Below are 14,681 nucleotides of genomic sequence, written 5' to 3' on the forward strand. Positions count from 1 at the left end.
GCATGAGCGAGTCAAAACCCAACAGACGTGGTATCCTGATTATTCTTTCATCCCCGTCCGGGGCTGGTAAATCGACACTGGCAAAAAGATTGATGGCGTGGGATCCGAGCCTCAAGTTTTCAGTTTCAGCAACTACTCGCGCACCGCGACCCGGTGAAGAAGACGGGCGAGAATATTATTTCAAAACACATGATGAGTTCCAGAAAATGGTTGAAGAAGGCGAAATGCTGGAGCATGCGCAGGTGTTTGACCATTTTTACGGGTCTCCGAAGGCCCCTGTCGAAGACGCAATCAAAGCGGGCCGCGATGTGCTGTTTGATATTGATTGGCAAGGTGGGCAGCAAATCAGAAATTCAACTTTGGCAGATGACGTCGTGTCGATCTTTGTTTTGCCACCTTCGATAGCCGAACTTGAAAGCAGGCTCCGCTCGCGCGCGCAGGACAGCGACGAGGTGATCGCCGGACGTATGCGCAAAAGCCGTGACGAGATCAGCCACTGGGCCGAGTATGACTACGTTCTGGTCAATACTGATGTGGATAAGGCGGAGCTGCAAATGATCTCGATCGTTTCAGCAGAACGTCAGAGGCGCAGCCGCCAACCCGGGTTGGTTGAACTGGTGCGCGGCCTGAACACAGAATTTGAGGAGCGGACATAATGCTCTATTCACTGGATGGCATATCGCCGGAACTGGATGATGATAGCTGGGTTGCCCCGGATGCAAACCTGATTGGACATGTCCGGCTGGACGCAGGGGCATCCGTCTGGTTCGGGTCCACTTTGCGCGGTGACAACGAACTGATCCATGTCGGTGAAGGCAGCAATATTCAGGAAAATTCAGTGCTGCACACGGATATCGGATATCCGCTGACAATTGGTAAGAACTGCACGATTGGCCATAAGGCAATGCTGCATGGCTGCACAATAGGCGAACAAAGCCTGATCGGTATGGGCGCGATGGTCTTGAATGGCGCGCGGGTCGGCCGAAATTGCCTGATTGGGGCAGGGGCGTTGATCACGGAAGGTAAGGAAATCCCGGATGGCTCACTTGTGATGGGTGCGCCCGGCAGGGTTGTTCGTGCTTTGGATGAAGAGGCAATCGCGGGCCTGCTGGCTTCTGCCCAAGGCTATCAGCAAAACATGCGCCGTTACCGTGACGGGCTAAGCAACGCCTGAACAAATCCCGTCCGAAAGGAACCCCCTAATGTCAGAGTCAAAGTCACCCTCCCTCGTGCGCCGCACACCCTGGCCAGAAAGCACAAGCCGTCCTGTTGGCACACCCATTCAGCCGTCAGTCGTCTATGCGTCTGACTGCCCGGATGCGCTTGACGATCAATATGAGGGGCGGACGTCCGGCTATGCATATTCGCGCGAAGGCCATCCGAACGCCAGCGTTCTTGCTCAAAAGATTGATGGTATGGAAGGTGTGAGCGGCGGCATCATTACATCGTCTGGCATGGCCGCCGTAACCGCAGCGGTTCTGGGGCTTTTGAACACCGGCGACCACATCATTGCGGGGGATCAGCTTTATGGCCGCTCCCTACGTATGATGAACGAGGATCTGCCAAGATTTGGCATCGGATTCACTTTGGCCGACCCGACGGATACCGCAGCCTTCGAGGCCGCTATTCGCGCGGAAACAAAAGCAATTCTGGTAGAGGTTGTTTCAAACCCAACGCTGCGGGTTGCGGATATGGAAGGGATCGTTCGGCTGGCAAAGGCGCATGGCCTGATCCTAATGATCGACAATACGTTTACAACGCCGCGTGGGTATAGCCCGTTTGAGCATGGTGCCGATGTTGTCATCCACTCTGTCACGAAACTGCTTGCTGGTCATTCCGACGCGATGCTTGGCTATGTCGTCGCACGCGACGAAAACTTGCAGGAAAGAATTGCGACTACGGCAATCACTTGGGGCATGACCGGCAGCCCGTTTGACTGCTGGCTTGCTGAACGCGGGCTTTACTCGTTCGAATTGCGCTATGATCGGGCGGCAGAGAGCGCAGCGCGTCTTGCAGACCATCTGGCCGGGCTAATGGGTGTAAAGCGTGTTGTTTATCCGATGCGTTCTGACCACCCGGACCACAACCGTGCCGTTGCTTTGTTGTCTGGTCGGGGGGGTAACATGGTCAGCTTTGAAATCAATGGCGGGCGTGACGCTGCAAACACATTGGCCCGAGCTGCGAAGAACATCGCTTTTGCGCCAACTCTTGGCGACATCGGAACAACGCTAAGCCATTCAGCATCGTCTTCCCACAGGGCGTTGTCAGAAGACCAACGGCTTGCCCTGGGCATTTCACAAGGGTTTTTCCGTGTGTCTGTCGGTGTCGAAGACATTGATCTGTTAAAAGAAGAATTCACCGAAGCGATTGAGGCGGCTAACGCTACTCGGTCTTGACTGTTGGATTATCATCGATTTGCAGAAGCTCAAAATCAAGCTTGGGCGCGAGGGTTTTGAACTCTTTCAGAATCATCTTTGGTGTTGGCAATGCTGGGCAAAGAACACGAAACTTCCCTTTGAAGCTGAATTCGCAAAGGACCTTCGCAAGATCCAGCGCGTCAAAGCGCCTCGCGATGAGGGGGGCAAGCACAACACAAGGGTTCAACCGCTGCAACAAATCAGCGGTGATTTCGTTGAATTTGACAAATTCAATCAGTTCAACCTTGGGAAGCTCTCTGTCGTTGCTAAGCCAGTCCTGAACATCGCCAACGACCAAAATCAATCCGGTGTTTTGGTTGTTTGATGGAGTATGCGTTTGCCCTGTCGTCGTCATTCTTTTCCGCTCTTCCACTGACTGTGGAATGAGATCCCCTCATCGGAATAGTTTTACAAGCATCTAGCGGCAATATAGGTCGGATACGAAGGGTCGTAAATCAAGATGTAGCGGTAAATCGTCGCAAAAAGACGACAGGACGTAGCGTCAATTTTGGGTAAGGCGCGGAAAAATGATAAAAAACGAAGCAATGCAAACTGTTTTGACTGGTGTTCCAATTCCATTGGTCCTGGTCGCTGCGGATGAGCACGTTCAAATCTTGAACCCGGAAGCTGAAAAACTGCTTGGCTATGGCCTTACCGGGCGGCATTATATTTCGGTCTTGAGACAACCCATTCTTTTAGATTGTGTTGAGGCGGTGCTGCGTGACGCTGCGCCGGGTGAAACGCGCTATATCAGTAACGAAGCAGGCCGTGAAACGACGTATCTGGTGACCTGTGCCCCTGTCACGCTGGAAACCCCTGGTACAGGGGCGATCATCAGTTTTAATGACGTAACACTGAGGGAAGAAGCAGGGCAGATGCGGCGTGATTTTGTCGCGAATGTGAGCCATGAACTGCGTACGCCTCTGACAGCCCTTTTAGGGTTCATTGAAACGTTGAGTGGTGCTGCGAAAGATGATGCAGCCGCGCGGACCCGTTTTCTTGAAATCATGGAGACCGAAGCGACCCGGATGAACCGGTTGGTCGGGGACTTGCTTTCCTTGTCGCGCGTGGAGAGTGAGGAACGTATTCGCCCGAACGACATGGTCGATGTAGAAGTCCTTGTCAGATCAGCGGTACAATCCTTGTCTGCATTGGCGTTGGCCGAGAATGTCCAGATAGTCGTAAAGGTTGATGAATCCTCAATGAAAGCACCGGGAGATTCTGATCAGCTCTTGCAGGTTTTTACGAACCTGATCGAAAACGCGATCAAGTACGGCGGTCGCAATAAAACAGTCGAAGTGAACTTATCAATCAGTACAAATGAAAACAGTTTGCGTGGTCCGGGCGTGCGCGTTGAAGTCATCGACCATGGCGCGGGCATCGACCCGCAGTATTTACCACGCTTGACCGAGCGGTTTTATCGCGTTGATAGCCACCGGTCGCGTGAAATGGGTGGGACGGGGCTTGGGCTTGCGATTGTGAAGCACATTATCAACCGGCATCGCGGACGTCTTAGAATCTCTAGCGCCACAGGCGAGGGCAGCAAATTCTCGGTCGTTTTGCCCATACGAAAAGCCTAGACAGCCGAAGTTTCTGACTTTTCCACGAAAAGTCTTGTTCTGTCATAAAACTGTTACGCAACTGTCACAAAAGCATTGTGCACTGCGCTTAGGAGGGCGCTGTCGGTTACCCGGATTGGAAACCGAAAAGCTAACTAGGAGCTCTCTAATGTCTTGTCTCAAACTGACTGCATCGACCATCGTGATCGCGGCTGTTTCTGCCACCGCCGCTGCGGCGCGTGACCAGGTGCAGATTGCCGGGTCATCCACTGTTCTTCCATATGCAGCAATTGTTGCAGAGGCCTTTGGTGAAAATTTTGATTTCCCGACACCCGTTGTTGAATCAGGCGGGTCTTCCGCCGGTCTGAAAAAATTCTGTGAAGGAGTTGGTGAAGGTACGATCGACGTTGCAAACGCCTCGCGCCGCATCAAAGATGCTGAAGTTGCAAAATGCGCTGAAAACGGTGTGACCGATATCATCGAAGTTCGTATCGGTTATGACGGTATCGTTTTCGCGTCTGACATCAATGGCAATGCTTTCGAATTTACACCAGAAGACTGGTATCGTGCACTGTCTGATACAATAGTCGTTGACGGTGAAGTCGTGGCCAACACAGTGACGATGTGGAACGAGGTAAACCCTGATCTGCCAGCGCAAGAAATTCAGGCGTTCATCCCGGGCACCAAGCACGGTACCCGTGAAGTGTTTGAAGATAAGATGATCCTCGCTGGTTGCGAAGCTGTTGGGGATTATGACGTCTTTTTTGAGGCAAACGGCGGCGACAAAAAAGCTGCACAAAAACAGTGCATCAACCTTCGTACAGATGGCCGTACCGTAGACATCGACGGTGACTACACGGAAACCCTTGCGCGGATTGAAAGCAACAAAGACGGTATCGGCGTCTTTGGCCTCGCATTCTACGAAAACAACACCAACCTGCTGCAGGTTGCGACCATGTCGGGTGTTGTGCCTTCGACCGAGACAATTTCGACCGGTGAATACCCTGTGTCACGTCCGCTCTTCTTCTACGTAAAAGCGGCACATATCGGTGTGATCCCCGGCCTGAAAGAATATGCAGAGTTCTTCGTTTCTGAAGAAATCGCAGGCCCGGATGGCCCATTGGCTGAGTACGGTCTGGTTGCTGATCCGGAACTTGAAGCAACTCAAGCTGCTGTTTCAAACGAAAACAATATGTAGTCAAACGGAAGGCGGCCTTCTAAGGGCCGCCTTCACCCTTCTTGATAAGACTGGCTGACCTGATGTCCCTGATCTGGATTCTGACCCTCATACTCGCCTTCGCGGCGGTCGGTTACTTCGCTGGTAAGGCGCGTGCGCTTGCCTCAAGTGGTGGAAAGATACGTGATCTGCATTCGCTTCCGTCCTACTACGGAGCAAATGTTGCACTAAGTTCTCTTGTGCCATCACTTGCGGTATTGGCAGTTTGGCTGCTGGTTCAACCGATACTTCTTGAATCTCTGGTCGTTAAGCTCATACCGGATAACGCCATTGCTGAAGGCAGCACGCGCGATCTTGTGATGAGCGATGTGCACCGGGTTGCAGACGGACTTGATATGGCGGTGTCCAACGGTCTTCTGACGCTGGAAGAGTCTGAAGAAATGCGCGCAGAGTCTACAGATGTGCGCAAACAACTGGGCGATCTTGGTGTTGCCCTTGGGGCCAAGGTTGGCCCCGAAGTTCTTGCTGCCGCGCAGGAATATCGCATCATGCGCAAAACTGGCTCACTCTGGATGATGATGATCGTTCTTGCCCTTGCGCTTGTTGGGGCTTTTTACAGCTACTCGCGAACCCACAAAGATTTTCGCGCGCGAAACGTGGTTGAGCGTGTGATTTTAGCCCTGCTTATCGGCGCTGCCTTAATCGCGATCCTGACAACACTGGGTATTGTTTTTTCAATGCTCTTTGAAACCCGCAGTTTCTTTAGCCAATTCCCTGCCGCCGACTTTTTCTTTGGTACGGTCTGGTCGCCTGACTTTCGCGGAGACTCTGAGCTGGGATTGTTACCTTTGTTATGGGGCACGCTTTTCATCAGCATGGTTGCTTTGCTGGTTGCCGTTCCAATCGGTCTGTTTGCGGCGATTTACTTATCAGAATACGCGGGGCCAAAAATGCGCGCCGTGGCGAAACCGATGATCGAAATTCTCGCGGGCATTCCGACCATCGTTTACGGTTTGTTTGCTCTCATAACCGTTGGGCCGATGCTGCGCGATCATTTTGCCCAGCCTTTGGGACTAGGTGAAAGCGGATCTTCCGTTATGACCGCTGGTTTGGTTATGGGGGTTATGTTGATCCCATTTGTGAGCTCATTGTCGGACGATATCATTAACGCAGTGCCACAGGCGATGCGCGATGGCTCTTTAGGTCTTGGTGCAACCCATTCTGAAACGATCCGCCAGGTTGTTGTTCCGGCGGCGCTTCCGGGGATTGTTGGCGCGATCCTGCTTGCGGCATCGCGGGCGATTGGCGAAACAATGATTGTGGTGCTTGGGGCAGGGGCCGCAGCGGCGCAAATGCATTCTGGCCTTGGTGCACTGGTTAATCCGTTTGAGGCGATGACGACCATCACCGTGAAAATTGTGAGTCAGCTTACGGGGGACACCGATTTCGCAGCACCTGAGACACTGGTTGCCTTTGCTTTGGGCCTGACACTGTTTTGTATCACACTGGGGCTGAACATCATCGCGCTTGTCATCGTGCGGAAATATCGGGAGCAATACGAATGAGCGATGCAACACGACACAGCGCTCCGCGAACCTCGCTTTATACCTTGAGCCCGCTTACGAAACGCAGGAACGCCACTGAAAAGCGGTTTAAGGTCTACGGATTGATTGCGATTTCAATCGGTATATTGGCTCTGTTGGTGCTGCTGACCTCGATCTTTAGCAATGGTCGCAGCGCGTTTATGCAGACTTACGTGACGCTTGATGTCCTGTTGCCTGCAGAAAAGCTCGACAAAAACGGAAATCGCGATATCGAAGAGATGAAAGCTGTTTCCACTTTCGGTTACGCGCCGCTGATCACGAATGCATTGATAAGCCGCCTTGATGAAATTGGTTTTGCGACGGACCTGAAGAAAAAAGAGATTGGTGCAATCGTTTCAAAGGAAGCCGCTGCCCAACTCAGAAATTTTGTTCTCGCGAACCCTGACTCACTGGATACCACAGTGACGTTCGAGTTTCTCGCAGGTGGGCGAATAGACGGGTACATGAAAGGGCGCGTAGATCATGAAAGTGCCGCGCTGGACAATAAGGTCAGTCCCGAACAGCTTGATATCGTTGATGCGCTTATCGAGACTGGTTCCTTGGAGAAACGTTTTAACTGGGCTTTTTTAACCGCACCCGATGCATCCGGACAGCGACCTGAAGCAGCAGGCCTTGGCGTCGCTTTCCTGGGGTCGCTTTACATGATGGTCGTTGTGTTGTTCCTTGCGCTTCCTGTCGGGGTAGCGGCGTCGATCTATCTGGAGGAGTTTTCCAAACAAAGCCGTCTGACAGACATTATCGAAGTCAATATCTCGAATCTGGCTGCGGTGCCGTCGATTGTGTATGGTATTCTTGGCCTTGCGATTTTCATCAACTTTGCCGGCCTGCCACAATCAGCGCCCATCGTTGGTGGCTTGGTTCTGACGCTTATGACACTGCCGACGATTATAATCTCGACCCGCGCGTCATTGAAATCCGTTCCACCCAGCATCCGAGATGCCGCACTTGGTGTTGGGGCGAGCAAGATGCAAACCGTGTTTCACCACGTTCTGCCGCTTGCCGCACCCGGTATTCTGACAGGTACGATTATCGGACTGGCGCAGGCGCTTGGCGAAACTGCACCACTTTTGCTGATCGGCATGGTGGCATTTGTGCGCGAGTATCCGGCGGGGCCGCCTGAGGGTTTTTTTGATCCGGCGTCGGCATTACCGGTGCAGGTCTATAACTGGACGCAACGCGCCGACCCAGCATTTGTTGAACGCGCCTCGGGTGCGATCATTGTGCTGCTGATTTTCCTGATACTGATGAATGCGGTTGCTGTTTTGCTGCGCCGTCGATTTGAACGCCGCTGGTAAGGGTACCTGCTATGAATGATATGCGATTTATGGAGAGAGCCGTGGACACCGATGAAATTAAATTTTCAGCCAGAGGAGTGCAGGTTTATTATGGCGACACCCATGCCATTAAGGACGTTGACGTTGATATCCAGTCAAAAACCGTGACGGCGTTTATCGGGCCATCGGGCTGCGGCAAGTCAACGTTTCTACGGTGCCTGAACCGGATGAATGACACGATTGATATCTGTCGTGTTGAAGGTGATATTCGTCTTGATGGTGAAGATATTTACAATCAAAAAGTAGATCCGGTGCAGTTGCGTGCGAAAGTCGGCATGGTTTTTCAGAAACCAAACCCATTTCCGAAATCAATCTTTGATAACATTGCTTACGGCCCGCGCATTCATGGTTTGGCGGCATCAAAAGCCGAGCTTGATGACATTGTCGAGAAATCGCTGAGACGCGGTGCAATCTGGGATGAAGTCAAGGACCGGTTGCAAGCACCTGGTACAGGGCTTTCTGGTGGGCAACAGCAGCGGTTGTGTATCGCTCGTGCCATCGCAACAGAACCCGAGGTTTTGCTGATGGATGAGCCCTGTTCAGCGCTTGACCCGATTGCAACGGCGCAGGTTGAGGAATTGATTGATGAACTGCGCACGCAGTATTCTGTTGTGATCGTAACGCACTCCATGCAGCAAGCAGCGCGTGTTAGTCAGAAGACTGCATTTTTTCATCTCGGGAATCTCGTCGAGTTTGGTGAAACCGGACACATATTTACCAACCCCGTCGATCATCGTACGGAAAGCTATATTACGGGACGGATCGGCTGATGGAGCATATCATGCAAGACCAACACATAGCCTCAGCTTTTGATCGTGATCTGGAAGCTATTCAAGCCATGATCATGAAGATGGGCGGCCTGGTAGAAGTTGCGATTGTTGATAGTGCTAAGGCGCTTGCGACCCGGGACCTTGAGCTTGCGGAAGACGTGCGCGCGAAAGACAAAAAAATCGACCTGCTTGAAGAAAAGGTAAACGAGGAAGCTGCGCGGCTGATTGCCCTGCGCTCCCCAATGGGGTCTGATTTGCGTACCGTGCTTTCAGTGATGAAAATCTCGGGCAATCTGGAGCGCGTTGGTGACTATGCGAAAAACCTCGCAAAACGGACGGAAGTCTTGGTTCGGATACCTGCCATCGAAGGCGCATCTGGTGCGATCAAGCGAATGGCGCGTGAGGTGGAACTGATGCTGAAGGATGCGCTCGACGCATATATTCAGCATGATGTTGATATGGCCCATGACGTGCGCGCGCGAGATCACGATGTAGACCAGATGTATAATGCACTGTTTCGCGAGTTCCTGACATTCATGATGGAAGACCCGCGCAATATTACCGCCTGTATGCATTTGCATTTCATCGCGAAAAATATCGAACGCATGGGCGATCATATTACGTCGGTTGCAGAACAGGTAATTTATCTGGTGACGGGTGAAATGGCAGAAGAGGCACGCAAAAAGGTGTCGAGCGTTTATATTGAACCACCGGTTCAAGGGAAAGAATGATGTCTGTCGATAAACCTCTTGTGATGGTAGTCGAAGATGAACCCGCTCAGCGCGAGGTGCTGGCCTATAATCTCGAGTCAGAAGGGTTTCGCGTAACAAAAGCCGAAAACGGGGAAGAGGCCCTGTTGTTGGTTGCGGAAGATACCCCGGATGTCATTTTGCTCGACTGGATGTTGCCGAATGTAAGCGGCATTGAAATTTGCCGGCGCCTCAAAACGCGCCCGGAAACCCGTGGTGTGCCGATCATTATGCTTTCTGCCCGTTCGGAAGAAGTGGACCGGGTGCGCGGGCTTGAAACTGGTGCCGACGACTATGTGATCAAGCCGTATTCGCTGGTGGAGCTTATGGCGCGTGTGCGTGGGCAGCTTCGTCGGACACGTGCGGCCGCAGTTGGCGAACGGATTGAATTTGATGACATCGTGCTGGACTCGGAAAGCCATAAGGTGTTTCGGGACGGGAAAGCGTTGAAACTGGGGCCGACAGAGTTTCGCCTGTTGGCCACATTCATGGAAAAGCCCGGGCGTGTCTGGTCACGCGAGCAGTTGTTAGACCGGGTCTGGGGACGCGATATCTATGTCGACACGCGCACAGTCGACGTTCATATCGGACGATTGCGCAAAGCCCTGTCAAAGCATGGTGGCACCGATCCGTTGCGAACCGTTCGCGGTGCGGGATACTCTTTAGGTTAAGTGCCGGCCTTTCGCTGAAGACGTTCAGGTGGACGCCGTGCAAAGAGAGATCAAGCGCGCGAATTCACTTGTGCCAAGCGTGTCAAACTTGGACGACAGGCTCTCGATCTCGAGTGCGCGATCCCGGCCAATAACCGGATCAGAAAGCATGTGAAACTTTTCCGAAATTTCTGCGTCTGTCAGTGGAGAATCCGGGTCCCCACGCGGTGACCGGGGCGGGGATCGAAACCGCCGACCATCCTTTAGAACCAGGGTCACATCCGCCCAGCGTTTGTCTGTGCTGATCTTTGTGTATTGATCATCTTCAATAAGTTGCGTTGCACGGCTAATTCGCAAAATATCCGGGTCGCGCAGCGATTGCTCGGTCAGTTCCTCTACGCCCACCTGACCGCGCACAATCATGGCGGCAACCGGGAAGGCGATTGCGTAGGAAAAATCGTCGAGCGTTTGTGGCGCATGACCTGCAAGGCGTGTTGCATAATGAAAGGTACGTATTTCGACGGCCTCGATCTCTGTGTGGTTCAGCGTATTTTCCGACATCAGATCAGCGACTGCATCCAGAGACGGATGCGCCCATCGGCAACAAGGGTACGCCTTGTAATGTGTATCTTCAACGGTGCGCCATGCATCCCCAAGATCGTGCCAGAATTCTTTTGCTTCGTTGCTTTCGCAGGTTAATGCCGGAGCACCGGTAAAACCTTCGCGTGCAAGATAGGCTGCCGTCACGCCAGAGGGCGCACCCCAGCCAACGCCGTCCCGAACATTCGTTGGGAAATCGATGCAGCGCATCATTTGGCTTCTTGGCCCGTGATATTCGCCAATTCCGGCGGCGTGTCGTATCTGTTCTGTCGTGCACCCCAGCATTCTGGCCCCTGCGGTGGCGACACCAACAGCGGTCCAGGCACCGGAGGTATGGTAGTCGGCGCAGGTCGCGTGCTGCGTGCGCCCCGCGCGGTAGCTGACTTCATAACCGACAGCCAGAATTTCAGCGAACCGACGGCCATCAAGTGCACGGCCCTGTGATGCCTCTGAATCCGCCATAGCGAGCAGGGCGGGGAACAAGGCGGAACCTGCATGGCCCTTGCAGGGGGTTACACCATCATGGGCGTCAATACTGTCGATTGTGAATGCGCCAGCCATGGCTGCACCAGCAGGGCTAACCCGTCGACCGTCCATCAACATCCCGGATGCACCCGCAGTTCCAACGCCGAACATCGCGAGCGCGCCCTTTCGCGATATCTTTGAAAGCTGAGTTGTGGACCCGACAGCGGCGACACCAATCGTGTCAGTGAAACTTCGCCGTAAGATATGAAGCAGTTCGTCAGGCAGGTCACTATATGAAAGCCCCGTTGCGAAGTCAGAAAAAGAAGTTACCATGCCTTGCCTCGCCAAATTTGGTCAGATCAATTTCCCTTAGTATCTGCAAAACGCAAACTCAGAAGAATGCCGTTTTGAGACGAAAATGTCGTGTTCGCGACCAAAGGCGAATTTTTGTCAACGTTTTGTGCTGTTTCTGTTCATCCAGAACGAAACCGGAAGCGAAAACAGATACAGCATGTTCGCAATCGCAAGCGTGCGCCATGGGTAGACTGTGAGGCTGACGATCAGGATGACAGCAAAGATCATCACCGGAACTTGCCAGTTTACATTGATCGCAAGATGTTTGAGCGAAAAGGTCGGCAATGTGCTGATTGCAAGGTAACCTGTGAAGATCGTGTATCCGACCAGCAGATAGGCGTGCTCTCCGATCGTCGACCAACCCTGGAACAAAAGAAACAAGGGCATCAGCGCAAGACAGGCAAGGGCAGGGGCGGGAACCCCGACGAAGTATTTGTCTTTTGCGACCGAAGCGGCGTTATCATCAAGTGCAACGTTAAAGCGTGCAAGGCGCAACGCGCAGCAAACACATAATAAGAGAACGGCGAGCCACCCGATACTGGCGTATTCGGTCCCTGCGAAAAATACGCGATAAAGCAGGATTGCTGGCACAACTCCAAAATTCAGAAAATCTGCGAGCGTATCAAGCTCCGCGCCAAACTGACTTTCGCTTTTCAGATAGCGAGCGATTTTTCCATCTGCAGCATCTAAAAACATCGCCAGAACAATAAGGTAAAGCGCAGTCTTATAATGCCCATCCAAACCAACCCGAATTGCAGTCAGGCCCGCACACATCGCAAAAATTGTCACCAGATTTGGGATGAACTTGCGAAATGGGGTGCGTTTGTTTTTGGGCCCTGAAGCGCTCATATCAGCCGCCCTGTCATAGCCGAACCGGTATGACCCAGATCAGCTAGTATCGTTTCACCGGCGACAGCAGTTTGGCCAACGCTGACCAAGGGCTGAATTTCTGGTGGCAAATACACATCGAGGCGGCTGCCAAACCGGATCAGGCCAAATCTTTCGCCAGCGCGCAGTTGTTCGCCTTCCTGAACAAAACAGACAATACGACGTGCCACCAACCCCGCGATCTGCACGACTCCGACGCTCGCACCATTTGTGGTTTCAAGGGCCAGACCGTTACGCTCATTATGCTCGCTTGCTTTGTCCAGCGACGCGTTCACGAACTTTCCCTTGTGATAGACAATCTTGGTCACCTTGCCGTCAAAAGGCGCGCGATTAACGTGGCAATTGAACACATTCATGAAAACTGAAACGCGCACGCGTAGTTCATCTCCAAGGCCAAGCTCGGGCGGGGCGGGCAGGGTAGAGATCAGCGATACCACACCATCCGCAGGCGAGAGGATCAGTCCGTCTTGCTGCGGGACCGAACGCTCTGGATCACGGAAGAAATAATAGCACCATACGGTCAGACCGGCACCAATCCAGAAAAGTGGCTCCCAAATCAATGCAAGCAGCAGGGTGATAATTGCAAAGACTGCTACAAATTTGCGGCCTTCCTTGTGCATCGGGACGGCAACAATCTTTAACATGTTCATTCAGGCTTAACCCCTGTTAGTGTTAGTGAACGGCCAGAAGATAGGTGTACGCCACGCTGACCAGAAAAGCCCCGTAACACAGCATTATACACAACACGGCCAGCGACCCGAGGTCTTTTGCATCGCGGGCAAACTCTGCCCAGTCGGGCGAGATATGATCAACGATGCATTCTATGGCGGTGTTGAGTGCTTCTACCGCAACCAAGACCATAAAAAGAATGAAAGCGGTCACATAGTCACCCATCGACGCTTCCAAAAGCGTCAATACACCGATCACAGCACAGAATGCCAGCAATTGATGACGAAAAGCCGTTTCTGCCCAAAGCCGCCGAAGACCGGCTATCGAAAACCTTGCGGCTGCAAACAGATGCCGTGGGCCGGTGATGCGTTCGGGGCGTGGGCGGCGAGAGGAGCTAGGTTCGTTCATGGCTGCATATTAGTGGGGATGCGCCGCAATGCAATTTACAGTTTCAAGTTTCAACTCCGTGGCTCTTTCTGCTTTCCGGTTAACGCGCGTTCAAATGTCCCTTGTCTTTATTCAGAATTTTTTCCGGGGCCATTTGCGTCGCTTAGTTCTTCAATGCGTAGATTGACGGTTTTTGGTGTCAGCACACCGGCATCCTGTAAGCCGTCATATCTGGCTTTGACAAATTGCTTTTTGGTGAGCGGCATCCAAAATCCCCATTCCTGTTAACGTTCGCACGATAAGCGAATTCGTTCCGGGGTCTGTCAGTGATGCTTCTCTGTCCGAACTCGCGTTGGGCCATCTGTCTGCGGCGGCAATGTCGGCGCCGTCACCAATACCACCCGGTTCAAAGGCTTTTACATGCAGGATGAATTTAACACGTTCAGAGCGGAGCAGGTATTGGCCAAGAGCGGTCAAAACGCCGCCTGTTGATTCCTCATGACGCACCCGAGGCTCTGCGGCCCAACTCAGTACCAAACGGTGTTGCGGCCCCCAGTGCGCTGCTTTGTTAATCTCGTCGACTGGCAAGACTTCTACACGTGTGCCGGGGCAGGTGGCATAAATGCGTTCGACACCATCAACGGTCTAAGAGGCAACAAAGCGGGGTCGCAATTCACCATTTTTTGGCTTTTGAAACGCGGGTTTTTCTGGCGATGCAACCGATTGGCAAAGGCCCCAACCAATACATAAACCGTTTTCGACGATCTGATGGAACTTTTCCTCTACCGTCACGTTTGTTTTGGAGAGCCGAGTGAAACAGCGAAGCGCTGCCTGAAGTTCCTTAAAAGTTTTGCGTGATCGAAATTTGATTTGGTTATCACGGAAACGTGAAAGAAATTAATTTCATATCCCATAGGCTAATGGGGAACCCCTAATGCGATAAACGTATAATAGGTATTATGTAATTAAGATGCTGCCTAAAGAGCTAGACATTAATTAAAGATGACAAGCCGCAGTAACTAAAAGGTAAATGTAAGAAAGTCAATATGTTCAGATGC

The 14,681-nt window shown here is 52.4% G+C and carries 16 protein-coding genes; 10 read left to right on the top strand and 6 right to left on the bottom strand.

What is annotated here, in order from left to right; all coding sequences use genetic code 11:
• Nucleotides 1-2 precede the first annotated feature (2 nt).
• From gmk to MWU63_RS00975, 3 genes are read left to right on the top strand one after another with little or no spacing between them, the layout of a single operon-like run.
• Entirely contained in the window at nucleotides 3-656 is a 654-nt protein-coding gene (gene gmk, locus MWU63_RS00965) for a guanylate kinase (RefSeq protein ID WP_213888025.1), read from the top strand.
• The gene (locus MWU63_RS00970; RefSeq protein ID WP_213888156.1) at nucleotides 653-1,174 is read left to right on the top strand and encodes a gamma carbonic anhydrase family protein; all 522 of its coding nucleotides are present in this window, start codon (nucleotides 653-655) and stop codon (nucleotides 1,172-1,174) included. The genes gmk and MWU63_RS00970 overlap by 4 nt, the downstream gene beginning before the upstream one ends.
• A 28-nt stretch (nucleotides 1,175-1,202) precedes the next feature.
• A complete protein-coding gene (locus tag MWU63_RS00975) occupies nucleotides 1,203-2,396 on the top strand; it encodes an aminotransferase class I/II-fold pyridoxal phosphate-dependent enzyme (RefSeq protein WP_213888024.1) in 1,194 nt (397 codons plus the stop codon).
• Here MWU63_RS00975 and MWU63_RS00980 read toward each other — a convergent pair.
• Nucleotides 2,383-2,772 (bottom strand): hypothetical protein, encoded by a 390-nt coding sequence (locus MWU63_RS00980; protein ID WP_247076713.1) that lies wholly within the window; start codon nucleotides 2,770-2,772, stop codon nucleotides 2,383-2,385. The genes MWU63_RS00975 and MWU63_RS00980 overlap by 14 nt on opposite strands.
• A gap of 172 nt (nucleotides 2,773-2,944) precedes the next feature.
• Here MWU63_RS00980 and MWU63_RS00985 point away from each other — a divergent pair, with 172 nt between their 5' ends.
• The 7 genes from MWU63_RS00985 (at nucleotide 2,945) to phoB (ending at nucleotide 10,281) form a co-directional block, all read left to right on the top strand.
• Nucleotides 2,945-3,997, top strand: coding sequence for an ATP-binding protein (locus tag MWU63_RS00985; RefSeq protein ID WP_246531614.1), 1,053 nt, complete (start codon nucleotides 2,945-2,947; stop codon nucleotides 3,995-3,997).
• Nucleotides 3,998-4,145: 148 nt separating this feature from the next.
• Nucleotides 4,146-5,174, top strand: coding sequence for a substrate-binding domain-containing protein (locus MWU63_RS00990; RefSeq protein ID WP_213888022.1), 1,029 nt, complete (start codon nucleotides 4,146-4,148; stop codon nucleotides 5,172-5,174).
• Nucleotides 5,175-5,236: 62 nt separating this feature from the next.
• The gene (pstC, locus tag MWU63_RS00995) at nucleotides 5,237-6,718 is read left to right on the top strand and encodes a phosphate ABC transporter permease subunit PstC (RefSeq protein WP_247076715.1); all 1,482 of its coding nucleotides are present in this window, start codon (nucleotides 5,237-5,239) and stop codon (nucleotides 6,716-6,718) included.
• Nucleotides 6,715-8,052, top strand: a complete 1,338-nt coding sequence (gene pstA / locus MWU63_RS01000) for a phosphate ABC transporter permease PstA (protein WP_213888020.1) — start codon at nucleotides 6,715-6,717, stop codon at nucleotides 8,050-8,052. Before pstC ends, pstA begins: the two co-directional genes overlap by 4 nt.
• An 11-nt stretch (nucleotides 8,053-8,063) precedes the next feature.
• Entirely contained in the window at nucleotides 8,064-8,861 is a 798-nt protein-coding gene (pstB, locus tag MWU63_RS01005) for a phosphate ABC transporter ATP-binding protein PstB (RefSeq protein ID WP_213888019.1), read from the top strand.
• A gap of 11 nt (nucleotides 8,862-8,872) precedes the next feature.
• Nucleotides 8,873-9,592, top strand: a complete 720-nt coding sequence (gene phoU, locus MWU63_RS01010) for a phosphate signaling complex protein PhoU (protein ID WP_247076717.1) — start codon at nucleotides 8,873-8,875, stop codon at nucleotides 9,590-9,592.
• Entirely contained in the window at nucleotides 9,592-10,281 is a 690-nt protein-coding gene (phoB, locus tag MWU63_RS01015; protein WP_213888017.1) for a phosphate regulon transcriptional regulator PhoB, read from the top strand. Before phoU ends, phoB begins: the two co-directional genes overlap by 1 nt.
• 24 nt (nucleotides 10,282-10,305) lie before the next feature.
• Here the strand turns inward: phoB and MWU63_RS01020 are convergent, their stop codons facing one another.
• From MWU63_RS01020 to MWU63_RS01040, 5 genes are all read right to left on the bottom strand, one after another.
• Entirely contained in the window at nucleotides 10,306-11,658 is a 1,353-nt protein-coding gene (locus MWU63_RS01020; protein WP_247076719.1) for an MmgE/PrpD family protein, read from the bottom strand.
• A gap of 117 nt (nucleotides 11,659-11,775) precedes the next feature.
• Nucleotides 11,776-12,528 carry a phosphatidylcholine/phosphatidylserine synthase gene (locus tag MWU63_RS01025; RefSeq protein WP_213888015.1) on the bottom strand — a complete coding sequence of 251 codons (753 nt, stop codon included), beginning with the start codon at nucleotides 12,526-12,528 and terminating at the stop codon, nucleotides 11,776-11,778.
• Complete coding sequence (locus MWU63_RS01030; RefSeq protein ID WP_213888014.1) at nucleotides 12,525-13,217, bottom strand: phosphatidylserine decarboxylase; 693 nt, start codon at nucleotides 13,215-13,217, stop codon at nucleotides 12,525-12,527. Before MWU63_RS01030 ends, MWU63_RS01025 begins: the two co-directional genes overlap by 4 nt.
• Nucleotides 13,218-13,239: 22 nt before the next feature.
• Nucleotides 13,240-13,644, bottom strand: a complete 405-nt coding sequence (locus MWU63_RS01035; protein ID WP_213888013.1) for a diacylglycerol kinase — start codon at nucleotides 13,642-13,644, stop codon at nucleotides 13,240-13,242.
• A gap of 204 nt (nucleotides 13,645-13,848) precedes the next feature.
• A complete protein-coding gene (locus tag MWU63_RS01040; RefSeq protein ID WP_247076722.1) occupies nucleotides 13,849-14,211 on the bottom strand; it encodes a coenzyme F420 hydrogenase/dehydrogenase beta subunit N-terminal domain-containing protein in 363 nt (120 codons plus the stop codon).
• Nucleotides 14,212-14,681 lie beyond the last annotated feature (470 nt).

It is taken from the genome of Pseudohalocynthiibacter sp. F2068 (assembly GCF_023015645.1).
Classification (GTDB): Bacteria; Pseudomonadota; Alphaproteobacteria; order Rhodobacterales; family Rhodobacteraceae; genus Pseudohalocynthiibacter; species Pseudohalocynthiibacter aestuariivivens.